This is a genomic window from Micromonospora sagamiensis (assembly GCF_014680085.1).
GTDB classification, from domain to species: domain Bacteria; phylum Actinomycetota; class Actinomycetes; order Mycobacteriales; family Micromonosporaceae; genus Micromonospora; species Micromonospora inyonensis.
In genome coordinates this window covers 1,716,407-1,739,818 of the sequence record NZ_AP023438.1, presented here as the reverse complement: position 1 = coordinate 1,739,818, position 23,412 = coordinate 1,716,407, and the positions used below count along the sequence as shown (strand labels likewise).

Annotated in this window: 15 protein-coding genes; all 15 read left to right on the top strand. The window is 72.2% G+C overall.

Annotation, left to right across the window (positions count from 1 at the left end):
- The first annotated feature begins 292 nt into the window (after nucleotides 1-292).
- Entirely contained in the window at nucleotides 293-1,711 is a 1,419-nt protein-coding gene (locus IGA62_RS07080) for a glycosyltransferase family 2 protein (protein ID WP_145815713.1), read from the top strand.
- Nucleotides 1,712-1,801: 90 nt separating this feature from the next.
- Nucleotides 1,802-3,055, top strand: a complete 1,254-nt coding sequence (locus IGA62_RS07075; protein WP_145815714.1) for a hypothetical protein — start codon at nucleotides 1,802-1,804, stop codon at nucleotides 3,053-3,055.
- A 104-nt stretch (nucleotides 3,056-3,159) separates the two neighbouring features.
- Entirely contained in the window at nucleotides 3,160-4,938 is a 1,779-nt protein-coding gene (locus IGA62_RS07070) for a hypothetical protein (RefSeq protein WP_145815715.1), read from the top strand.
- A gap of 115 nt (nucleotides 4,939-5,053) precedes the next feature.
- Nucleotides 5,054-8,515, top strand: coding sequence for a right-handed parallel beta-helix repeat-containing protein (locus IGA62_RS07065; protein WP_145815716.1), 3,462 nt, complete (start codon nucleotides 5,054-5,056; stop codon nucleotides 8,513-8,515).
- 36 nt (nucleotides 8,516-8,551) lie between these two features.
- On the top strand, nucleotides 8,552-9,061 hold the full coding sequence (locus IGA62_RS07060; RefSeq protein WP_145815717.1) for a hypothetical protein: 510 nt from the start codon (nucleotides 8,552-8,554) through the stop codon (nucleotides 9,059-9,061).
- A 117-nt stretch (nucleotides 9,062-9,178) separates the two neighbouring features.
- On the top strand, nucleotides 9,179-13,150 hold the full coding sequence (gene eccCa, locus IGA62_RS07055; RefSeq protein ID WP_145815718.1) for a type VII secretion protein EccCa: 3,972 nt from the start codon (nucleotides 9,179-9,181) through the stop codon (nucleotides 13,148-13,150).
- A complete protein-coding gene (locus IGA62_RS07050; protein WP_145815719.1) occupies nucleotides 13,147-15,171 on the top strand; it encodes a hypothetical protein in 2,025 nt (674 codons plus the stop codon). The genes eccCa and IGA62_RS07050 overlap by 4 nt, the downstream gene beginning before the upstream one ends.
- A 21-nt stretch (nucleotides 15,172-15,192) precedes the next feature.
- Nucleotides 15,193-16,572 (top strand): type VII secretion integral membrane protein EccD, encoded by a 1,380-nt coding sequence (gene eccD, locus IGA62_RS07045; protein ID WP_145815720.1) that lies wholly within the window; start codon nucleotides 15,193-15,195, stop codon nucleotides 16,570-16,572.
- Between the two features lies 1 nt (nucleotide 16,573).
- On the top strand, nucleotides 16,574-17,905 hold the full coding sequence (eccB, locus tag IGA62_RS07040; RefSeq protein ID WP_145815721.1) for a type VII secretion protein EccB: 1,332 nt from the start codon (nucleotides 16,574-16,576) through the stop codon (nucleotides 17,903-17,905).
- A 117-nt stretch (nucleotides 17,906-18,022) separates the two neighbouring features.
- Nucleotides 18,023-18,340 carry a WXG100 family type VII secretion target gene (locus tag IGA62_RS07035; protein WP_145815722.1) on the top strand — a complete coding sequence of 106 codons (318 nt, stop codon included), beginning with the start codon at nucleotides 18,023-18,025 and terminating at the stop codon, nucleotides 18,338-18,340.
- 70 nt (nucleotides 18,341-18,410) lie between these two features.
- Complete coding sequence (locus tag IGA62_RS07030; RefSeq protein WP_145815723.1) at nucleotides 18,411-18,698, top strand: WXG100 family type VII secretion target; 288 nt, start codon at nucleotides 18,411-18,413, stop codon at nucleotides 18,696-18,698.
- 214 nt (nucleotides 18,699-18,912) lie between these two features.
- A complete protein-coding gene (locus IGA62_RS07025) occupies nucleotides 18,913-19,284 on the top strand; it encodes a hypothetical protein (protein WP_145815724.1) in 372 nt (123 codons plus the stop codon).
- A gap of 2 nt (nucleotides 19,285-19,286) precedes the next feature.
- On the top strand, nucleotides 19,287-22,481 hold the full coding sequence (locus IGA62_RS07020; RefSeq protein WP_186499724.1) for a hypothetical protein: 3,195 nt from the start codon (nucleotides 19,287-19,289) through the stop codon (nucleotides 22,479-22,481).
- A 67-nt stretch (nucleotides 22,482-22,548) separates the two neighbouring features.
- A complete protein-coding gene (locus tag IGA62_RS07015) occupies nucleotides 22,549-22,968 on the top strand; it encodes a YbaB/EbfC family nucleoid-associated protein (RefSeq protein ID WP_145815725.1) in 420 nt (139 codons plus the stop codon).
- The gene (locus IGA62_RS07010) at nucleotides 22,965-23,306 is read left to right on the top strand and encodes a hypothetical protein (RefSeq protein ID WP_145815726.1); all 342 of its coding nucleotides are present in this window, start codon (nucleotides 22,965-22,967) and stop codon (nucleotides 23,304-23,306) included. The genes IGA62_RS07015 and IGA62_RS07010 overlap by 4 nt, the downstream gene beginning before the upstream one ends.
- Nucleotides 23,307-23,412 lie beyond the last annotated feature (106 nt).

The following is a 23,412-nucleotide window of genomic DNA, read 5'->3' as shown; positions in this document are numbered from 1 at the left end:
CCGGTCGCCCGACATGGTGCGGCCCCTGCTCCTGGGGGTGCCACCCCGCGAGTTGGAGAGGGTTGTCCCTACGCCCCGCCCGGGACCAGCGGCTACGTCATGCCGGGCGACGGCTCGCGGGACGACCGGTGAACCCGACGGTGCCGTGGTGCCGTGACCCACGTGGACGCCCTCGCACCCGGCGGCGGTACGGGCAGGCAGCGCGTGGTCGTCCGGTACCGCCACCGGTACCACGGCCGGGCGGTGGCGACCCGAGCGACGGCGCCGTGGCGCCCCGACCGAAGAGGTGGGCATGGAGGAAACGGACTTCCCGACGGTGGGCATCGGGGTCACGACGCACAACCGGGGCGTCGTGCTGCGTACCGCCCTGGAGGCGATCCGCAAGTACGCGCCGAGCGGCGCCGCGATCGTCGTGGTCGACGACGCCAGCGACGAGCCGGTGGAGGAGGCGACGTTCCGTTTCGACACCAACGTCGGCATCGCCCGGGCCAAGAACAAGTGTCTGGAGCTGCTGGTGGAGCGGGGCTGTACGCACCTGTTCCTGTTCGACGACGACTGCTGGCCGATCGTGGACGGCTGGGAACGGCCGTACATCGAGAGTTCCGAGCCGCATCTGATGTACATGTTCACCGACACCCCACTCGGCCGGCTGACCGACTCGATGGAGATCTACCGGGACGCGGAGCTCCGGGCGTACACCCATCCGCGCGGCTGCATGCTCTACCTGGAGCGGCGGGTGCTGGACCGGGTGGGCGGGTACGACACCCGGTACGGCCGGTGGGGGTACGAGCACCTGGACCTCTCCAACCGGATCTACAACGCCGGCCTGACCTCGTTCCGGTTCGCCGACGTGGTCGGCAGCGGAGACCTCATCTTCAGTTGCGACGAACGGACCAGGGTCGGCTCCAGCGTGTCCGACATCGAGCGCTTCACCCTGGTGCGCAATCTCAAGGCCCGGTCGGAGGCCAGCTACACCTCGACCGAGTACCGCGAGTTCCGCACCGTCCCGGTCGGTGCGGCGGCGACACGGAACGTGGTGCTGACCACGTACCTCACCGCGCAGGCCGACCCGCAGCGCGGCGTCACCTGGACACCGAACTACGCCGACCTGGCCGAGTTGCGCAGCTCCGTCGAGCGGCACGGGCAGCGGTTGGTGGTGCTGCACGACTGTTTCGACGACGAGCCGGACACCGACCTGGTCACGCACGTGCGCGTGACACCGGGCGGGGAAGGCGGCTCGCCGTACTTCCACCGCTGGCTGTGCAGCTGGCGGTACCTGCGCGAGCACCCCGAGATCGAGCAGGTGTGGTGCGTCGACGGCACCGACGTGGAGATGCTGCGCGATCCGTTCCCGGAGATGGACGACCGCCTGTACGTCGGCGACGAGCCGGCGCCGCTGTGCATCCCGTGGATGGTGTACCAGCACGGCGGCAGCGCCAAGCTGCTGCAGTTCCTGTCCGACAACCGGGGGATCCAGCTACTCAACGCCGGGCTCGTCGGCGGCCGTCGGGAGACGGTGCTGGAGTTCTGCCGGGACATGTTCGAGTTCTGCGTCACCAACGCCCGGGAGGCCGGCCCACTCGACATGGGCCCGTTCAACTACGTGGCCCGCACCTGGTACGCAGGGATGATCGTGCACGGTCGCCAGGTCTGTACGGAGTTCCGCAAGGACGACCGGACCAGCACCGAGTCGTGGTGGCGGCACAAATAGGCGAATCCGGGCTGTGGCCGGCGTGAACCCTGCTGGCGCGCGGGGCGTGCCACAGATGAACCCTGGACACGGCGAAGGAGGGTGGTGACCGTGGACGTGGACACGGACCTGGACGTGGCACCGGAGGTGACACGGGACGACGCACGTGACGAGTCGATGCACGCGTTGCTGCTGCGGTTGGCCGGCTCGCTGCCGGACCGGGTGCTGACCGACGCGCGGGACGCGCTGGCCGCCGGCCGGCGGCTGGAGGTCGTACAGGCGGTCGCCTTCGAGGCGGTCTCCCAGCCGCTGCAACTCGACGCCGACGAGATCGCGGCGCTGCGCGAGGAACTGGCACTCAGCGGCGGGGACATCGACCTCGGTCTGGCGCTGGAGGAGCTGCGCGGGGAGCGTCCGCCGGCACCGTGGCAGTTCCTGTCCGACCTGCCGACCACCCAGGAAGAGCTGGCCTCGATGGTGCTGCCGCAGGACCGCACCGCCGACCCGGTCGACCTTCTCGACCCGATCGACCGGGCGTTGCTGGCCGCGGCGTCGGCGATCCCGACGGTACGCGCGGTGTGGCGGGCGTGGCGGATGCCGTCCACCGCCCGTCCCTGGCAGGACCCGGTACGGGTGGTCGTGGTCAGCGTGGACGACACCTCGGACTCCCTGCCCGCCACCAGCGCCCAGCTACGACAGGTCATGGTCGAGGCCGGGGACGAGGAGGCCCAGGTCGAGGTCTGCTGGGCCGGGGTGGAGGCGCCGTTCTACCAGACCCTGGCCCGCTCGTCCGGCTCCCTGCTGTGGGCGGCGCGGCCGGCCGCGCCGGTGGCCACCGCCCGGCTCTTCGACGGCGTCGACCCGGAGCGCGGCCCGTGGTTCGCCACCAACCGGCCGGTGGTCTCCGATCCGGCGGAACGCGACGACCTGCTCGACGCACTGCGCGGTGGGGTGGTCATCGCGTGGAGCAGCGCCGCGATTCCCGACATCCTGGCCCCGGACCGGGGCGACGTGGTGCCGATGCACCTGCGTACCGACGGGACCTGGCTGTGGAGCGAGGCGGTCGGTTACTACCTGGAACACTACGGCCTGGCGCCGGATCCGCAGTTGGTCGCGCACCTGACCGGGGCCGAGCCGGTCGAGCCCCTGGACGAGATCTCCGTGCACCGCGCCCTGGCGCACCTGTGCCGACCCGACGCCGAGGCGGTCGTCTGGTCGCCGTCCGGTGCCGACGACGACCCGGTGGCACCGACCGACGCCACGTCCCCCGACGCCACCTCGCCCGACGGCGTAGCGCCGCCGAACCCGGAGCTGGCGCCCGGGGCCGGACCGGACGGTGGTACGCGCCGGCCGGTGCTGACGTGACCGACCTGCTCGCCCCGCAGCAGCGGGGACCCTTGCCGTCATCCTGGCGACTCTCTCCGCCAGCCAAGGCCGTGCCGGTCGGGCAGCACGTGGGAGGCGTGGGCGTGAAGTGGCTCGGAGTGCGGTACCTGCGACAGGCGTCGCAGGCGGTGGGCGCCGCCGTGGCGCGCATCCTGCCGGACTCCGGTGCGCGGGTGCCGGTGCTCGATCCGGGGCCGTGGGAGGCACCGGGATCGGTCACCCCCGCCCCGGCGGGTTGGTTCGCGGTCGCGGTCGAGGCCGGCCGGTCCGGCTTCCGGCTGGACGGCCGGCCGGTGGCCGCGACCGACCTGGCCCAGGCGATCTGGCACTGCCCCCGCTGGCGGGGCCGGCCGGTGCTGCTGGTCACCCGGCAGCCGGCCGACGATGCCGGGCCGGTGCTGCACCAGCTCGCGGTCTACCTGGGGGCACCGGTCTACGCCTCGGACTCCGGGATCCGCTTCACCTTCGGGCGCGCCTGCGCGAGCGGGCTGTTCTGGTGCTGGCGTCCGGGCGGCGGGGACGAACCGGAGCCGGCGGGCAACGTGCTGCCCCCGCTGGGGCCGGTACGCGTCCGTCCCCTCCCGACCGGCCGGGTGCCCGGCCGCAACCACCAGCCGCCGTCCCCGGTGCCGTCGCCCGCGACCCCCGATCCGGGGACCGCCCCGTCGCCTGCCGACTTGGCAGAGGCCACGTCACCCGCTGCGGCACCGGCATCCGGGCCCGAGCTGCCTTCGCCGGTGCGAGCGGCGTTCGAGGTGCAGAGCCTGGCGCTTCCGGTGATCGAGCTGCCCCGGCCCGACCTCAGCGTCCAGCGCATGGCGTTGACGGAATTCGACGTGCCCCGGCTGGAGCTGGACACCTGCCGGCCGCTGGTCGCCGCCCCGGATGCCGCCGCCCCGGATGCCGCCGCCCCGGCGACGTCCGCCCTGGCTGCGGTCACCCTGACCGCGTCCGCACCGGCTGCGGCCACCCTGACGACGTCCGTGCCGGCTGCGGCCACGCCGGAAGCCACGGACGCTCCGACGACCGGCCCGGAGAGCACCCATGCCCCGGCGAACGGCGCGGGCGGCGGTCCGCCGTCGGCGTCGCCCCGGGGCGCGGCGTGGTTCGGGGTACGGGCCCGCACCGACGAGGCGGACCGGGAGCGGCTGCGTACCGTGCTGGGCTGGAAGTTCCAGGCCCACTCCCGGACGGTGGCCCGGGCGCTGTCGCTGCACCCGGGGCTGCGCAGTGCGGTCGGCGCGCACGACGTGATGGCCGGGCTGGTCACGGTGCTGGCTCTGGTCGACGGGGTGGGCGAGCGGGTCAACGGCGCGCTGCGCGGTGGGAGCACGCCCGACGAGGACGTCCAGTTGCTGGCCCGGTGCGCCCGCGCCGGACTGGAACAACTGCCGGCCGTCGGGGGACCTGTCTTCGCCGCGGTACCCGCCGGACTGGACGTCGGCCGGTACCGGGCCGGGGACCAGGTGGTGGAACCGGCGTTCACCACGGTGTCGTGCCATGGCGGCACCGAGGGCGACGCGGGCCGGTACGCGATCTGGTCGGCCACCGCGCGGCGGCTGGACCAACTGGGTATCGCGGACGGGCCTGGTGTCCGAGCCGGACGGGCCATGTTCGCCGCCGGTTCCCGCTTCGCGGTGCTCGGCGTCGACGAGGGGCCGGACGGCGCGCCGTACGTACTGCTGCGGGAGGTCGTCTCCGGGCACCGCGACGGCGCACTCGACGAGCGGATGGCCGGCAAGCTTCGCGACGCGCTCGCCGCCCAGCCGCGACGCGCGGCGCCCGCGCCGCTGCCGTGGCCGCTCGGCTTCGCGGCCGGCGACCGCCCGTTCGCGCTCGAACCCGGACCGGGCGGCGCGTGATGTACGAGGAGACGGTCCCCGGCTTCCTCCGGTCCGACCCCGGCGGCCCGGCCCGGCCCGGCCCGCCCCACGCCGGCACCACCCCCGGCAGCGACAGTCAGCAAGGAGCGAACCCGTGACCACCAGCGTGCTGTCGGTGTCGGCCAGGGACACCGGATGCCTCACCGACATCTCCCGGGCACTGGAGTCGGCGGCGCCCGGCGACACCGTCGCGGTGCGCCCCGGCGTGTACCGCGAGGCGCCGCTGTTCCGCCGGAACGTCGTCCTGGTCGCCGAGGACGGACCGGGCACCGTCACCATCGAGGTGCCCCCGGGCGGGGCCATCCTGGCCGCCGGGGGCGAGATCCTGATCCAGGACATCGCCATCCGTGGCGGCGACGAGCGGATGCCGTTGCTCCAGGTGGCGGCCGGTCGGGTCCGTCTGGAGGCGTGCACCGTCGACGCCACGGCGGCGGCCGCGATCCACGTGCGCGGGGGCACCGTGGAGATGCGCAGCGGCGCGATCAGCAATTCCGGCGGGGCCGGCGTGGTCCACGAGGCCGGCGCGGGCGAGTACACCCGCGTACGGATACACGGCATCGCCAAGTGCGCGATCATGACGGCCGGGTCGAGCGCCCCGGTGTTCCGGGACTGCACGTTCACCGGGGTCGCGGAGGCGGCGCTGCTGGCCGTGGGCAGCAGCGCCGCGCGCCTGGAGGACTGCCACATCGACGAGGTCGGCCAGTACGCCGTCGTCGCGCAGCAGGCCGCCCGGCCGCACCTGACCGGGACCACGGTGTCCGGCGGCGAGGTCGGGCTGCTCGTCAGCGACCGGGCGACCCCGGTGCTGGAGCGCTGCGAGATCCGGGACGCCCGCGTGCACGCCGTGGTGACCATGGGGCAGGCGGCGCCCGCGCTCTCCGACACGCGCGTCACCCGGGCCCGGGGTCACGGCCTCGACTGCCGGGACGCCTCCGCGCCGAAGCTGACCAACTGCGAGGTGCGCGACTGCGGCGCGGCCGGGGTGGTGGTCAACGGCACGGCGACGCCGCACCTCACCGGCGGTGCCGTGGCGGACTGCGCCGACGCGGGCGTGTTCCTGACCGGCCGGTCGAAGGCGCGGCTGGACGGGGTCGGGGTCCGCGACGTCCCCATCGGCGTGGCGATCGAGCAGGAAGCCGACCCGCAACTGCACGGCCTGACCATCGAGGGCGTCCGGTACGGCCTGCACGCGACCGGCGGAGCCGGCCGGTTCTCCAACGGCCAGGTCACCGGGGCGCGGACCGCCGGGGCGAAGCTCGCCGACAGCGCGACCACCGTGCTGTCCAACTCCCGGATCACCGGCTGCCGGGTCGGCGTGGAGGTGGCCGGAAACGCCCGGCCCACACTGTCCTCGATGGCCGTGGAGGAGTCGGGCGGGGCGGGCGTGCTGACCGGCGGCCCCAGCGCGGCCACTCTGTCCCGTACCCGGATCAGCGGCAGTCGCGGCCCGGGGATCCGGGCCGGCGCCGGCAGCACCCTCACCGCGACGGACTGCGAGATCGTGGGCAACCAGGGCCCGGGTGTCGTGGTGGAGACCGACGCGCCGGTGCGGCTCCACGGCGGGGTGGTGCGCGGCAACGGCGGCGTCGCCGTGGACGCGCCGAGCCCGACCGCCGCGGTCGAGCTGTCCGGAGTGGACACCGGCCACAACGGACGCCCGATCTCCCTCCCGCCCCCCGGGGCCGGGCGGCCGGACGCACCGGTGGCCGACGCCTCGACATCCGCTCCCGCCCCGACCGGAGGCACCGGGTCGGACGTCACCCCGCCCGGGAAACCGACCGGGGCCCGCCCGTCGGGCCCCGCGCCGTCCGACGTCGGGTCACCCGCTCCGGCGGTACCCGCCGGCGGCGGCCCCGGTGCCGGCGGTCCGGATGCCGGCGCGCCGGGTGGCGGCGGGGAAGCGGACGGGCCGGTGGCCGCGCTGCTGCGCGAACTGGACGGGCTGGTCGGCCTGGCCGGCGTCAAGCACGAGGTGGCCACCCTGGTCGGGCTCAACCAGATCGCCAAGCGTCGTCGCGAGGCCGGGCTGCACGTACCGCCCATGTCCCGGCACCTGGTCTTCGCCGGGCCGCCCGGCACCGGCAAGACCACCGTGGCCCGCATCTTCGCCCGGATCCTGGCCACCCTCGGGGTGCTCGCCAGCGGGCAGCTGGTCGAGGTGTCCCGCAGCGACCTGGTCGCCGAGCACGTCGGCGGCACCGCGGTGAAGACCACGGCCCGGTTCGAGGAAGCCCTGGGCGGGGTGCTGTTCATCGACGAGGCGTACACGCTCTCGACCGGCGGGGGCGGCGGCCACGACTTCGGCCGGGAGGCCATCGACACGCTGGTCAAGCTGATGGAGGACCACCGGGACGAGGTGGTCGTGGTGGTCGCCGGGTACACCCCGAACATGCGTACCTTCCTGGCCGCCAACCCGGGTCTGGAGTCCCGCTTCGCCCGGACCATCCAGTTCGACAGCTACTCCGACGACGAACTCGCCGAGATCGTCGAGCGGCTCTGCCGCACCCACCACTACGCCCTGGAGTACGAGACGCGGCAGGCCCTGGTGCGTCACTTCAGCGACATGCCCCGCAACGAGACCTTCGGCAACGCCCGCGTGGCGCGGCAGGTCTTCGAGGACATGCTGGGGCGTCAGGCGTACCGGCTGTCGAACAACCCGCAGGCCCCGGACCTCGAACTGGCCCGGCTGCTGCCGGAGGACCTGGGCGAACAGGCGGCCGCGCCGTCGGCGGCGGCCGGCGTGGCGCAGGCCGTCCAGGACCTGCTCGGCAAGCTGAACGCGATGGTCGGCCTGGACGCGGTCAAGCGCGAGGTGACCGACGTCATCGACCTGATCGCCTCCACCGAGGCCCGGACCCGGGCCGGCCTGCCCGCTCCGACGATCTCCCGGCACCTGGTCTTCGCCGGGGCGCCCGGCACCGGCAAGACCAGCGTGGCCCGGCTGTACGGGCAACTGCTCAACGCGATGGGTGTGCTGCGCACCGGGCAGCTCGTCGAGGTCAGCCGGGCCGACCTGGTCGGCGAGTACGTCGGGCACACCGCCGTCAAGACCACCGACGTGTTCAACCGGGCGCGCGGCGGGGTGCTCTTCATCGACGAGGCGTACGCGCTGGCCGGCCAGGGCAACGACTTCGGTCGGGAAGCCATCGACACGCTGGTGAAGCTGATGGAGGACCACCGGGACGACATCGTGGTGATCGCCGCCGGGTACACCGGGGACATGCGCCGGTTCCTGGCCAACAACGTGGGGCTGGCCTCCCGGTTCAGCCGGCAGGTCCCGTTCGAGTCGTACACCGCCTCGGAACTGGTGTCCATCGTGCAGACGCTGGCCCGCGACAGCGGCTTCGACTTCAGCAACGACTGCCTCCCGGTGCTGTCCGAGCACTTCGACAGCCTGACCCGGGACGAGACCTTCGGCAACGGCCGGTACGCCCGCCAGCTGCTGGAACGCACCATCACCAAGCAGGCCAACCGGCTGCGCCGCACCGCCGCGCCGACCGTCGACGACATGCGTCAGCTGTACGCCGCCGACGTGCGGGCAGCCGTCGGGGCCTGACCTGCTGCTGTAGTCACGAGAGAAGGTGCCCGAAAAATGCCGGCAGTGAGTATGAGCGGTACGTGGCGGATCACGGTGGTGGGCAAGCAGTCCCACTACGCGCAGCGGCTGGTGTTCTCCGGTGACGTCCAGAAGATCCTCGAACTGGAGGTCGGGACGTCGGCGTCCGCGAGCGGGCGGCGCTGGCGGCTGCGGTTCGAACACCACCGTGGGGACGGCGTCTGGCGGCCGAACGTCTCGGTGGAGGCGGGGGCCATCGTCCGGTGCGGCAACGAGTTCCAGCGGTCGATCGCGACCAAGGACGTGTACTGGACCGGTGACCGTGCACACGACGACCTGAAGCTGCTGCTCACCCGGCCGGCGTCGGGGGGTGACCCGGAGGAGGGAACGGCCGGGGTGCCCTTCGCCGTCGACGTCAACCTGCACGGGCTGCCGGACATGCCGGTGCTCCCGGCGATGGACGGCGCGGACGCGACGCAGGAGCGGCTGCGGTCGTACGGTCGGCCGGGGTCGGCGGGAACTCCCCTGCGGAGACGGTCGTTCTGATCGCCGTCGGCCCCGGCCCGCCCCACCCGGCCGACGGCGTCGCCTGAATTTCGCGGTGCGGACGGTATCGATCCCGGTACCGGTCAACTCTTTCCGGCCCGCAGCCGTGTAGTGGATGTGAGCACCAGACCTTTCCGGCGGCCGGCCCGCCGCAACGGACCCGAGCTACCGCACGGCGAGATCACCCTGCAGGAGCCCCCGGTCGTCCCGGAGGTCCAGCCCGCCGGGTTCCGCTCGCTCGGGATGATCCTGCCGAGCCTGCTGATGACCGGCGGGTTCATGTTCATGATGATGAGCAACTCGCTCAGGGGCCCGATGGGCATGGTCATGCTGGTCATGATGGGTGGCGGCATGCTGGGCATGGCCGTGTTCCAGATGACGATGACCGGCGGCAACCGCAAGCAGCAGATCAACGGCGACCGGCGCGACTACTTCCGCTACCTGTCCCAGACCAGGGCGCAGGTCCGCCAGTACGCGGCGGAACAGCGGAACGCGCTGGCCTGGCGGCACCCCGACCCGGAGTCGCTGTGGTCGCTGGCGATGACCAGCCGGCTGTGGGAGCGCCGACCGACGCATCCGGACTTCGGCGAGATCCGGGTCGGCACCGGTGCCCAGCGGCTCGCGGTGCGGATGACCCCGCTGGACACCAAGCCGGTGGAGGACCTGGAACCGGTGTGCGCCAAGGCGTTGCGCCGGTTCATCAAGGCCTACACGACCGTGCCCGACCAGCCGGTCGCGCTGTGCCTGCCCGGCTTCGCGCACGTGCGGATCAGTGGCGACCGGGACGTGGCGCGGGGCATGGTGCGCGCCATGCTCGCCCAGTTGGCCACCTTCCACGCCCCGGACGAGCTGCGGCTGGCCCTCTGCGTCGGCGCCGAGCAGGCCGGGCAGTGGGAGTGGGCCAAGTGGCTGCCGCACGCCAAGCACGCCACCGACGTCGACGTGGCCGGGCCGGTACGCCTGTTCGGCGCCACCCTGGAAGAGGTGGAGCGGCTGCTCGGCGCGGAGTTCGCGGGCCGCTCCCGGTACGACGACGACGCCCAGCCCTCCCGCGAGGAACCGTTCGTCGTGGTGGTCTGCGACGGCGGCGTCATCCCGCCGGGTACCCGGCTGACCGTCGCCGGGTACCGCAACGCCGTCCTCGTCGACTTCGACGGCCGTGGCACCGCCGACGGGGACAACGTGCTCAACCTGGAGGTGTCCGCCACCGACGTGGACATGATCGAGAAGGACCACGTGGGCCGGGAGGTGCGCACCCGGCTCGCCGCACCCGACCACCTGGACCTGCCCCGGCTGCGGACGCTGGCCCGGATCATGGCCCGGCACGCCACCAAGGTCACCGGCGAGCAGCCGGCCAGCGGGCTCAGCGCCGTCCTCGACCTGCCCGACCTGCTGGACATCCCCGACCTGGACACCTTCGACCCGCGCGCCCGGTGGGAGTCCCGCTCGCCCGCCGACCGGCTGCGGGTGCCCATCGGGGTGGCCGCCGACGGCTCCCCGATCGAGCTGGACATCAAGGAGTCCGCCGAGGGCGGGATGGGGCCGCACGGCATGCTCATCGGCGCCACCGGGTCGGGCAAGAGCGAGCTGCTGCGCACCCTGGTCCTGGCCCTGGCGGCCACGCACTCCTCGGAGACCCTCAACTTCGTGCTGGTGGACTTCAAGGGCGGTGCCACCTTCGTCGGGCTGGACCGGCTGCCGCACGTCTCCGCGCTCATCACCAACCTGGCCGACGAGGCCGCGCTGGTCGACCGGATGCAGACCACCCTCCAGGGGGAACTGGTACGCCGGCAGGAACTGCTGCGCAGCGCCGGGAACTTCACCTCTGCCCGGGACTACGAGAAGGCCCGCGCCCAGGGCGCCGAACTCGACCCGCTGCCCACCCTGTTCGTGGTGGTGGACGAGTTCAGCGAGCTGATCGCGGCCAACCCCGAGTTCATCCAGCTGTTCGTGATGATCGGTCGGCTCGGCCGCTCGCTCGCGGTGCACCTGCTGCTGGCCTCGCAGCGCCTGGAGGACGGGCGCATCCACCAGTTGGAGGGCCACCTGTCGTACCGCATCGGGCTGCGGACCTTCTCCGCGATGGAGTCGCGGGCCGTCATCGGCGTACCCGACGCGTACGAGCTGCCGGGCGACCCGGGCAACGGATACCTGCGCTCCAGTGTCACCAGCATCACCCGGTTCCGGGCCGCGTACGTGTCCGGCCCGCACCGGGTACGCAGCACCGGGCTGCACCGCGAGGTGATCGCCAGCCAGGTGGTCGCGTTCACGGCCGGGGCCGCCGCGCCCGCCGTCCCCGCGCCGCGCCCGCCCTCGGACCCGGCGCCGGACGAGTCGACCGACACCGGCACCACCGTGCTGCACGCGCTGGTGGAACGGCTGGTCGACCAGGGTCCGCCGGCGCACCAGGTGTGGATGTCGCCGCTGGAGGACGCGCCGACCCTGGACGACGTGCTGCCGCCGCTGCTGCCCGACCCCGAGCACGGGCTGCGTCCGATCGACGCCGGCCGGCAGGGGTACCTGCAGGTGCCGGTCGGTCTCATCGACAAGCCGTTCGAGCAGGTGCGCGACCTGCTGGTGGTGGACCTGAGCGGGGTCGGCGGGCACGTGGGCGTGGCCGGCGGGCCGCAGAGCGGCAAGAGCACGCTGCTGCGGTCACTGGTGTGCGGGCTGGCCCTGACCCACTCGCCGCGACAGGTGCAGTTCTACTGCCTCGACTTCGGCGGCGGTTCGCTGGCCGGGCTGACCGGCCTGCCGCACATCGGCGGGGTCGCCGGCCGGCACGAACCGGAGCGGGTGGGCCGTACGGTGGCCGAGGTCCGCTCGATCCTCGTCGAGCGGGAACGGCGCTGCGCTGATCTGGGCATCCACGGCCGGGACGCCTACCGGCAGGCGCAGGCCGACGGTCGCATTCCCGAGGACCGGTTCGGCGACGTGTTCCTGGTCGTGGACGGGTGGTTCACCCTGCGCCAGGAGTTCGAGCCGGCCGAGGAGATGGCCCGGGACATCGCGGCCCGTGGCCTGAACTACGGGATCCACGTGATGATCACCATGGGCCGCTGGTCGGAGCTGCACATGTCGATGCGGGACAAGGTCGGGACCCGCCTCGAACTGCGCCTGGGCGACCCGGTGGAGTCCGGGATCGACCTGCGGGCGGCGGCCCAGGTGCCCCGCCGGCCGGGTCACGGACTGACCGACGCGAAGCTGCACTTCCTCGGCGCGCTGCCGCGTATCGACGGCGTCCAGTCGGCCGACGGGCTCGTCGCGGCCACCGAGCACCTGGTGTCCGCGGTGGCGGACAACTGGGCCGGGGAACGTGCCGCCGCGGTACGCACCCTGCCGGCCTCGCTGCCGATGGCCGAGCTGCCGGCACCGCAGGACACCCGCATCGCGCTCGGCGTGGACGAGGACCAGCTCGCGCCGGTGTGGCACGACTTCCGGGCGATGCCGCACCTGACCGTGCTGGGGGACACCGAGAGCGGCAAGACGAACCTGCTGCGCCTCATCGCCCACGCGATCGTCGCCAGCCACACCCCGGCCCAGGCGCGCATCATGGCCGTCGACTACCGGCGGCAGCTCTTCGACGACGTACCGGCCGCGTACCGGCTCGGCTACTCGGTCTCGCCGGACAGCACCCGGGACACCGCCGCCGAGGCGCTGGCCGGCCTCCGGCCGCGGATTCCCGGCCCCGACATCACGCCGGAGCAGCTACGCGCCCGCGACTGGTGGTCCGGCCCCGAACTGTACGTCCTGGTCGACGACTACGAACTGCTCGCCGGGCCGGACAACCCGTTGGCCCACCTGACCCCGTTGCTGCCGCAGGGCGGCGACATCGGCCTGCACGTGGTCGTCGCGCGGGCCGCGGCCGGGGCGATGCGGCTGTCGATGGACCCGCTGCTGCGGCGCATCCAGGAACTGAACACTCCGGACGTGGCGCTGTCCTGCCCGCCGACGGAGGGCCCGCTGCTGGGTAACACCAGGCCGCGTCCGCTGCCGCCGGGCCGGGCGTTGCTGTGCACCCGGCGCGGCAGCCGGCTGATCCAGACGGCACTGGCACCCGAGCCCGTGCCCACCGGGGCCGGCCGATGACCCGCACCGCCACCCGCCCGCGCCGTACGCCCACCCCACCGGCCCGGCCCGCCGAGCCGGCCCGTACCGCTGTGGCGGCCGAGCCGGCCCGGCCCGCTTCGGGGTACGCGGCGGCCGAGGAACTGGCCCGGCGGCTGCGGGCCCTGGCCTGCCTGCCCGGACCGTCCGCCGCGCCGACCGCCTGGCCCTGCGACACGGGGCTGCTGGACTGGCTGCGCCGGATGACCTACCCCGCCCTGTACACCTGGGCGGCCGAGGAGAACCTGGCACGCCGCTGGATCGGCGGCGACATCTTCGGCTCCCGCCGGCTGTCGCGGGCACCGGAGTTCCTCGCCGGCACCGACGTACGCCGGCTCGCCCCGCACCTGGTCGCGCCGCTGTTGCGGCGGGTGAGCATGACGCGTCCGGCCCCGAGCGCCGCCGATCTGGAGCCTGCGGCCCTCGCCGCCGACGCCGGCCGGGTCAGCACGTTCCGGCGCGACGGGACCGCCCGGCTCTGGGGCCAACCGGAGCACACGCCGCCGCTTCCCGACACCACCACCATCCCGTACGTGGTGCACGGCATCTGGCTCGGCCGGCCGCTGCCCGAGTCGAACGGCTTCTGGGCCAACTACGGCGCGGCGGCCGACAGCTACGCCGGCCAGGTCGACTTCGTGCTGTGGACGGACATCCCACGGGCCCGCTTCGACGCGGCCCGCGCCACCGGGCCCGCCCCGGCCGGCCGACCCGATCCGCTGGCCCCGGTACGCGCCCTGCTGAACTGGGCGAACACCCACGGCATCCACCTGGTGAGCGTGGCCGAACTGTTCCATGCGAACGCGCCGATGACCCTGCACAGCCCGTACGCCCTGGAGCTGAGCCGAGGGCTGCCGCAGGGCTTCGCGGCGGCCAGCGACCACCTGCGGGTCGAGGTGGTGCACCGGTTCGGCGGCCTGTACGCCGACGGTGACCTGCACTTCCTTCCCGACGCCGCGCTCCCGCCGGACGAGCAGGCCGACAGCCCGGCGAGCCAGGGTGTCGAGGGCGCACCGGGCGGTGGGTACCGGTTGTTCCGTGGCCGGTGGCACGGGCAGCCGGAGGCCGACGGGCCGGCCCGGTTGCCGGAGCTGTTCGACCGGGTCGCCGCGTCGACGTACGGGTTCACGCTGCACGCGCTCACCGACGAGATCGTCCTCAACGACGTCATCCTGGCCCCGGCGGGGCATCCCGCGCTGGCGTTGTGGCTGGAGGGCGCGCGGTACAACTACCTGCGCGACCCGCGCGACCTGTACGCCGCCGACACCCCCCAGCCGGCCGGGTCGGACGTGCCGGCCGGCTCGGACCCGCCGCCCCCGTCGGATTCCGGGGCCGGGTCCCAGCCGCCGGTCGCGGGGGCGTCGGGGTGGCGGGGGGAGCCGGCCTCCTGGACCTGGGCGGTCACCGCGATGCGTACCGGGCGGGTGCACCACTGGCTGCTGGCCCGGCTGGGCATCGGCGCGGCCGACCTGGTCAAGCCGGCCCCGGCGGTACGCGGGCACAGCGAGCTGAGCTGGCTGCCGCCGGTCGACGGCCAGCCGCCGGTCGCCTGCCCCGACCCGGACCCGCTGCCGACCCTGGTCGCCTGCGTGGACCTGCTGCGCTGGCAGCACCTGTCACGCTCCGGGGACCTGTGCCTCACCGCGGTCGCCCCGTTGGTACGCGGGCTGCCCGAGCCGGACACCGCGTGGACCGCGCTGCTGCTCGCGTTCGGGCACCTCTCCACCGACCTCGGCCCGGTCACGTCGGTCACCGACCGGCGACGCAACCAGGACCAGACCCTCGACACGGTCGTGCTGCCACCCGAGGCGGAGGCGCTGCTGGACCGCACCGCGACACCGGCCACCTGGTTCGGTTCCGGTGCCCACTCCGGCGACGCTGACGGAGCCGGACCGCAGGCCGCCGGCCGGGAGTACTGGTTCCTCGGCGAGCGCACGGTCCCGGCCCGGCTGCTGCCCGCCGCAGGTAGCAATCGGTGCGGACGAAAAACTTGTGAACTCCCGTGACCGTGCACACGTGTTCGGGATATGAGCGCCGAGCGCGGGGAACTCTGCCGACTGCTGGTCGTCGGACCGACCAGCCAGGTCGACGTGAGTCTGCCCACCCACATCCCGTTGGCCGACATGATGCCGGCCCTGTTGAGCGCGCTGGGACCCGACCTCGCCGACCGTGGGCTGGAGCACAGCGGCTGGATCGTGCAGCGGCTGGGTGGACCGGCCTTCGACGAGTCGCGCACCGTCGGTGATCTCGACCTGCTCGACGGCGAGGTCGTGCACGTACGCCCGCGTACCGACCAGATCCCGCCGCTGGCCTACGACGACCTGGTCGACGGCGTCTCGGCCGGCATCCGCAAGCGGTCCGGGCTGTGGCGTCCGCAGACCACGCGGGTCACCGCCCTGCTGCTGTTGGCCGCCTGGCTGACCGCCTGGCTGGCCGCCGCGCGGTTGTGGCCGGCCGAGTCCCGGAACCCGGCGCTGCTCGCCGCGATGGCGGGGATGTGCTTCGTCGCGGGCTTCGCGGTGGTACGCAAGCTGGCTGACCGGGCCACGGCCGGAGTCCTGGGGGCCGCCTGTGTGGTCGGTACGGTGGTCGCCACGCTGGAGGCGGTCGCCGGTGCCGCCGTACCCCGGTTGATCCTCGTGGGTGCCACCGCCGGCACCGTCGCCGCGTTGCTGGTGGCCGCGTTCGTCTTCCCGCGCACCGGCTGGCGGCAGGTCACCGTCGGCCTGCTGGCGGCATGGCTGCTGGTCGTCGCCGCGTTCGCACTGCACACCAGGGCCACGCTGGACTGGACCACGATCGCCGCGATCACGGTCGTCGTCACCACGGCGCTGCGCCCGGCGGTACCGTCGGCCGCCTTCAAGCTCGCCGGGTTCGCCCTGCCGGAGATGCCCGTCGAACCGGCGGACCTGCAGAAGGACATCGACCCGGAACCGGCCGCCGGGGTGCTCACCCGGGCCGCCGCCGCCGACCAGTTCATGACCGCCCTGTACGCGGCGCTCGGACTGGTCTCCGGAGCCGCGATGGTGTGGCTGGCGATGGCACCCGGCTGGGCCGCACCACTGGCCGCCTGGCTGACCGCCGTCGCCCAGATCCTGGTCACCCGCCCGATGACGAGCATCTGGCACCGGGTGGCACTGGCCGGTCCGGCGCTGGTCGCCATGGCGGCGTGGTGCCTGACCGCGCCCACGGACCGGAGTCCGCTCGCCGCCCAGCTGGCCATCGGCTGCTGCCTGCTCCTGGCGGTGGCGTGCGGGGTGGCCGCGCGGATCCCGGTCGGCCGGCGGTTCAACCCGATCTGGGGCCGGATGGGCGACCTGGCGCACACCGCGATGGTGGCCGCCCTCGGGCCGACCGTCGTGGTCATCACCGGCCTGATCGACGTGATCCGGGCGCGGGTGGGTTGACATGTCGTCGCGTCGTGACCAGGTGGACGCCCAGCGGTACATGATGACCCGGGTGACCGGTGCGCTGGTGCGGGCCGAGCCGGAGACCGCCGAGTCTCCGACCCGCCGGGACCGCACCGGCACGCTCGCCGGTCTCGTGCTCGGGATCCTGGTGCTGGCCGGGGTCGCGATCTGGGCGCTGATGCCGGGATCGGGCTCGACCAGTTGGCAGCAGCCGCGGATGCTGGTGGTGGACTCCTCGACCGGCGCGCGGTACGTGCTGGTCGACGGCCAACTGCGCCTGGTCAACGACGTGGCGACGGCCACCCTGCTGGCCGGCGGTCGACTCACCCCGGTCACCGTGTCCTCGTCCAAACTCGCCAAGGTGCCCCAGGGCCCGCCGGTGGGTACCCCGACCGGGCCGCAGGTGCTGCCGGCGGCCAACCGGGTCAACCAGGGCGTGTGGCGCGCATGTAGCCGGGACACCGGCCGGATCGTGCTCGACGTCGACGTGCTGGCGGCCCCCGATCCGCTCGGCGACGGGCATGCGCTGCCGGTCACCGCGGGCGGTAAGACCTACCTGCTGTGGGGCGGGCGGCGGCTGCTCCTTCCCCAGCCGTGGATGGCCGACGTGCTGGGGTTGGGGCTGCTCGCTCCGGTACCGGTGGCGACCGCCTGGCTGGAGTCGATCCCGCTGGGCGGCACGGTCGGCCCGCCGAAGGTGGCCCGGGCCGGCGGCGCCGGGCCGAAGGTGGCCGGCCGGCCGACGTCGATCGGCCAGATGTTCGGCGTGGACCTGGGCAACGGCACGGTCAACCACTACCTGATGACCACCGACGGGCTGGCCCCGCTCACCGAAACCGAGTACCGGTTGCAGCGGGCCACGCCGGGCGGAGCCAGGGAGACCGCCATCACCCCGGCCGATCTGGCCGCCGCCGGCCAGCGCAGCCCGGTGCGCCCGCTGACCACGCTGCCGGCCACCCCACCAGTCCCACCGTCCATGCCCGAGGACGCCGTGGTCTGCGTGGAGTACGCGGGCCAGGCCGACGAGAAACCCACGGTCGTCCTGACCAGCGGAACCGGCATGCCGGCCGGCGGCAGCGGCGGGAAGACCGCCGTGACGGTGCGGGTGCCGTCGGGCGGGGGAGCGCTGCTGATGCCCCCGGCCACCGCTGAGACCGACCGGTGGCGGCAGCAGGGCCTGCTGGTCAACGAGCGGGGGATCGCCTACCCGATCCTGGGCGGCGACGTCACCACCCTGGGCTACTCCCTCAACCAGGCGGTGGTCATGCCCACCCCACTGGTCGCCATGCTGCCCCCCGGGCCGGCACTGGTCCGGCCGGAAGGGAGGTGAGGCCGGCGAGGTACCCGAACGTCCCGCCGTCGCGGCCCGGTCCACCGGGCGGACGCGGTGGACGCGCCACAACACACACCTTCCGACGACAGCGTCGGATGACGAACAAGGAGAGTCATGCCAATCCCCAACAACGGAATCGTCGCTGATCAAGCGACTATCTCCGGCATGGTCATGGCGTTCGCTCAGGCCCAGAGCGAGGCCAGGAACAGCCACTCGAACGTCGTGGCCGCAAGCCAGGCGCTGGCCAGCGCGTGGTCGAGCGACTCGGCCGCGCCGAGGTTCCAGCAGGCCGTCAACCAGTGGCTGAACGGTTTCCAGAAGGTCCAGCAGGGCCTGAACATGCTCAACCAGAACATGCAGCAGTACTCGCAACTGACCACCACGACCGAAGACGACAACGCCATGCGGTCCGGCGGCTGGGCCGCAGCCTGACCGCCGAGCGTCCCACTGGCGAAACCCGGGCCGACAAAGCCCGGACCGACGAACGTTAAGGAGGCCGAGGATGGCCAACTACAACATCAATCCCGCTGCGGTTCAGGCGGTCTCCGACACCATGGCCAGGGAGACCCGCGAGCTCGACGCATCGCTGGAGAACCTCCAGGCCCACGTGACGCGGTTCGCCGCAGCCAACAACGGCCAGGCGCCCGAGGCATACAAGGCCGCTCAGCAGCTCTGGAACCAGGGTCAGCAGGAGATGCGGGCGGCCCTGGCCATGGGGCAGCAGCGCCTTCAGGAGATCAACTCGAACTACCAGCTCGGCGACAACCGGGGCGCGGCGATCTTCAGTTAGGAGAACGCCGGCGCCGGTGTCCTGGACCTCGTACGAGGTCGGGACGGCAGTCCTGCCGAGCCGATACCGGGTCAGACGCACTGGTCCCACCGCACCGCCGGGTGGACCAGTGCGTCTGGCCCACCGCTGTCCACCCACTCGCCCGGACTTCGGCTTCCGTCGGTTGAGGACAGCCGAGTCCCGCTGACCCGTCTCCATTCGAGAGGAACACACGATGAAGAACATCGTCATCAACGAGAGCTACCTGCGGAAGCTGCACGGCATCTACACCAAGCAGGTCGACGAGATCGATCTGATGTACGGCAAGGTCTACCCGTACGGCTCCCTGCCGGATTCGACGGTCGACATCACGAAGCCGTTCAAGCTGCGCCTCGGCGGGAAGGGCTTCACCGAGGCGGAGGAGCTGACGGCGGAGATCGACGTCGTCCGGGTGGGCGTGGCCGGGCGCTTCAAGGGCGCGCGAAGCGAGATCAACAACCTGGAGCACGGCATCAAGTTCCTGCTGGCCGACTCCGACGCCACCGAGCAGGCGAGCACGCTGAGCGCCGAGCAGTTCGAGTACTTCATGCCCAAAACCGGGGGTTAGTCATGACGAACACCGCGACGTTCGAGGATGCCCTGGCGAGCATTCTGGGGCTGGTGCTCGGCGGTGGAGAGGGCGGGGACAAGGCTTCCATCAACGACAGCTTTCGACCGCGGTCCATCAAGGGCCCCGGTTACTGGTTGATCACCCAAACGAGCACGCTCAAACACACCGGCGGTTGGATGCCGGAGTACAACAAGGACGCGGTCACCTTCTACCGGTGGAAGCAGAAGGGGTCGACCAAGCACATCACCCGGGTGACGGTGTGGGTGGGCGTGACCAGCAGGGACGACACCCAGGGGCAGAAGGGCAACTCCACCGACCCGGGGAACTCGACCAACGCCGACGGTAACCCGGTCGTCTCGCTCGGCAACGCGTGGGAGCGGATGATCGCCGACCTGCCCAAGGTGGCCGGGCCGAACAAGGCGTTCGACCCGGACTCGATCGGGTCGGTCCGCGAGATCCTGGGCAACCTGACCACCCACGCGCTGGGGATCTCGAGCGAGCTGACCGATCAGGTCAAGTCGGTGAACGCCAAGAGCCCCGACTTCAAGGGCTCCGCCGAATCGGCCTGGCGGCACCGGGTGCAGGAGGCGAACAAGTACCTCGCCGACATCATGCCCCAGGCCAAGCAGTGGGACACCACACTGGCCCAGGTCGAGCAGGCCATGAGGGACTTCATCACGGCGGTGGCCGACACCTTCGAGAAGTGGTCCTCGATCCACCCGGCCGGCATCTGGCAGCACCCGTACCGGGTCATCGCCACCATGTTCAATGAGAGCACTCTCGAGTACGGCGACCTGCACGATGGCCAGTCGAACGCCTGGGACCTGGGTCAGCAGTACGCCGATACCGGGGACGAAGAAGCACACGAATACCGCGACGGAACCAGGTACGGAGGATCGGACGCAGGTGTGGTCACTTGGACACCGCCGGCGTGGGTGAAATACCACTCGTTCGACGCCTTCAGCATCCCCGAGTGGAACAAGCTGGACCAGCATCTGCGCCAGATGTGGGCCGAGCACGCCCTCAAGACCTTCGAACCGGCGGTGCTCGCGGCGAAGAATTTGGTGTCGGTGTTCGCCGAAGCGCGCAACCCGATGAGCATCACCGACCCGAAGCCGGTGCCACCGAACCCGATGCCCAACGACGTGGGGATGCCCAACGGCGCATTCCCCAACAACCCCTTCGCCAACTGGGGCGACCCGTTCGCGAACATGGGTAACCCGTTCGCGAACATGGGTAACCCGTTCGCGAACATGGGTAACCCGTTCGCGAACATGGGTAACCCGTTCGCGAACGTGGGAGCGAACTTCGGCAACCCGTTCCCCAACGGCGGTGGCTTGGGTAATCCGTTCGCCAACGGCACCGGTGGCGGTGCTTTCTTCCCCACCAGCCTGATGCCCAACTCGGGCGCCGGTGGTGGTGCGGGTAATCCGTTCGCCAATGGTTTGGGTGCTTCCTTTGCTGGTGGTGGCGGGGAGAATCCGTTTGGTGGTGGCGCCGGCGGCGGCCTTCCCGCCGACCTGAAGGTCAAGTCCGGCATGCCGTCCGAGGGCGGTGGTGCGGGTAATCCGTTCGCCAATGGTTTGGGTGCTTCCTTTGCTGGTGGTGGCGGGGAGAATCCGTTCGGTGGTGGAGCCGGCGGTGACCTTCCCGCCAGTCTGATCCCCAATTCGGTCGATGCGTTTGGTGGTGGTGCGGGTAATCCGTTCGCCAATGGTTTGGGTGCTTCCTTTGCTGGTGGTGGCGCGGAGAATCCGTTTGGTGGTGGCGCCGGCGGCGGCCTACCCGCCGACCTGAAGGTCAAGTCCGGCATGCCGTCCGAGGGCGGTGGCGCGGGCAATCCGTTCGCCAATGGCGGCTTGGATGCTGTGGTTGGCGGCGGTGGCGCGGGCAATCCGTTCGGCGGCGGTGGCGCGGAGAATCCGTTCACCGGCGGTGGTGGGGGCAGTTCCCTGCCGACCAACAACTTCGGGATCTCCCGCAAGCCGTCCGGGCCGCAGTCGTTGGGTGACCTGACGCCGTCCCAGTTGGAGCAACTGGACAAGGCCGGGCTGCTGGACGATGTGCCGCTCACGGCTGAGCAGGCTGACTACCTGCGGAAGAACGGTCTGTCGCCGGGGGGTGCGACGAGTCTCGGTCAGCTCAGTCCGGATCAGCTCGAGGCGTTGGAGCGCGGCGGGCTGCTGGACGAGACCCCCCTCACCAGCGACCAGCGGGCGAAGCTCGGCCTGGACGGGCCGCAGTCGTTGGGTGACCTGACGCCGTCCCAGTTGCGGCAACTGGACGGGGCCGGGCTGCTGGACGATGTGCCGCTCACGGCTGAGCAGGCTGACTACCTGCGGAAGAACGGTCTGTCGCCGGGGGGTGCGACGAATCTCGGTCAGCTCAGTCCGGATCAGCTCGACGCGCTGCAACGCGGTGGACTGCTGGACGAAATTCCACTGTCGCCGGAAGAGCGGGCGAAACTCGGGCTGCCGCCCGACCCGTCGGGGAGTTCCGGCGGGGGTGGATCCGTGCCGGGCCTGAACACGGGGAGGTTGCCGTGGCCCGACACCGGCGGGGCCGGATCAGCGCCGGGCCTGAACACGGGCAGGTTGCCGTGGCCCGACACCGGGCCGTCGGCGCCGGTGGACCGGAATCCGTTCCCGACCACGGTCGACGGCAAGAACGTGTCGCCGAAGCCGGGTATGACCGGGAGCATCACGAGCCCTCCGGCATTCGGCGACGTCACGAGACCCGGTTCGGCCAGCTTCCCGCAGGTTCCCGGGGTGCAGGTCGGCACCGGGGGTCTGTCGGCGGTGCCGGGTGTATCCGGCTCGCCCGGAGCGCTGACCCCGGACAAGCTGGGAGTGCCCGTCGGAGGCCCGGTCGGGACCAACCTGAATTCAGGTCCGGGTGCCGGCCCTGGTCTCCCGCAACCCGGCGCGGGCGGTATGCCGGGCGGTGGGATGCCGTTCATGCCCCCGATGATGCCGGGCATGGGTGGCGCGCCCCACCAAGGGCAGGACCGTGATCGCCAGCGCAGCACCTGGCTGAAGGAGGACGAGAAGGTCTGGGGTACCGACCCCGACTGTGCGCCCGCGGTGATCGGCCGGCGCGGTCGTGACGCCCGGGTCGAAGAGGACGAGTTCGGCATGCCGGTCGACGAGCGCCCCGGCAGCCAGGACGAACGCCGCCGGTACCGGGGCCGTTGAACACTGTTGCACCGATGTGAACCCGGTGCCGCAGATCAGCCGTGGGATAGAAGAGGAGGTAGTCGGGATGAGCTTGTTGGGCGACGAGGAACTGTTGGCCGAGATGCGGGCGGCCCTGAAGGACGTCGACGAGGCGGCCGACCGGGTACGCCGGCGCGTGGCCCGGGCGCAGACCACCGTGGAGGACAAGAAGAAGCTGCTGTCGGTGACCGTGGGTGGCCACGGCGAGCTGACCCGGATCACTTTCAACGGGGACGCCTACCGGCGACTCGCGCCAGCCGAGCTGGCCGACCTGATCGTGACGACGGCACGTACCGCCCGCGAGAAGGCCCAGCGCAAGACGATGGCCGGCACCGCCGAGCTGACGCGTCACCTCACCGGCCTCGACGACGCCGCACAGTCGGCCGGGACCATCGAGGAGCTTGTCGAGGGCATCGCCAGCATGGTTTCCGGCGGTGCCGACCGGCGACCCGGGCCGGCGTCATGAGTTCGTCACGGATCGAGTTCAACGGGGATGCCCTGGCCCAGCGGGTGCCGCTGCTGGGCCAGTTCAAGGAGCACCTGATCAACACGGTGGACCCGCTGCGCGAGATCGCCGAGTGCCGGTGGGCGGACGGCGTCCCCGGGGACGACGAACTGAGCCTGCAGGCCCGCGCGGCCGTGCAGAAATTGCTCGCGGGCATCGTGCTCATGGCGTACGCCAAGTTGGCCGAGGCGGCCGGATTCCAGGACGAGAAGGTGGACCTCTACCGCCGTGTCGGGGAGAACACCGAGGGCACCGGCGCGGAGCTGGTGCCGGACATGAGCGGTGGCGCGCGGGGTTGATCCGCGGGGACGAGATGGCCGAGGGCTGGGGCGCTGGTCGGCGCCGCTGAGTGATGTGCACTGAGTGCCCCTGATCGGGGGCGGGAGGGGGCGTTGCGATGGGTGA

Coding starts and splice junctions, on each gene's coding strand:
- IGA62_RS07080 (WP_145815713.1), top strand. CDS start 293: ATGGAGGAAACGGACTTCCCGACGGTGGGCATCGGGGTCACGACGCAC.
- IGA62_RS07035 (WP_145815722.1), top strand. CDS start 18,023: ATGCCAATCCCCAACAACGGAATCGTCGCTGATCAAGCGACTATCTCC.
- IGA62_RS07010 (WP_145815726.1), top strand. CDS start 22,965: ATGAGTTCGTCACGGATCGAGTTCAACGGGGATGCCCTGGCCCAGCGG.
- IGA62_RS07050 (WP_145815719.1), top strand. CDS start 13,147: ATGACCCGCACCGCCACCCGCCCGCGCCGTACGCCCACCCCACCGGCC.
- IGA62_RS07060 (WP_145815717.1), top strand. CDS start 8,552: ATGCCGGCAGTGAGTATGAGCGGTACGTGGCGGATCACGGTGGTGGGC.
- IGA62_RS07015 (WP_145815725.1), top strand. CDS start 22,549: ATGAGCTTGTTGGGCGACGAGGAACTGTTGGCCGAGATGCGGGCGGCC.
- IGA62_RS07030 (WP_145815723.1), top strand. CDS start 18,411: ATGGCCAACTACAACATCAATCCCGCTGCGGTTCAGGCGGTCTCCGAC.
- eccB (WP_145815721.1), top strand. CDS start 16,574: ATGTCGTCGCGTCGTGACCAGGTGGACGCCCAGCGGTACATGATGACC.
- IGA62_RS07020 (WP_186499724.1), top strand. CDS start 19,287: ATGACGAACACCGCGACGTTCGAGGATGCCCTGGCGAGCATTCTGGGG.
- eccD (WP_145815720.1), top strand. CDS start 15,193: ATGAGCGCCGAGCGCGGGGAACTCTGCCGACTGCTGGTCGTCGGACCG.
- IGA62_RS07025 (WP_145815724.1), top strand. CDS start 18,913: ATGAAGAACATCGTCATCAACGAGAGCTACCTGCGGAAGCTGCACGGC.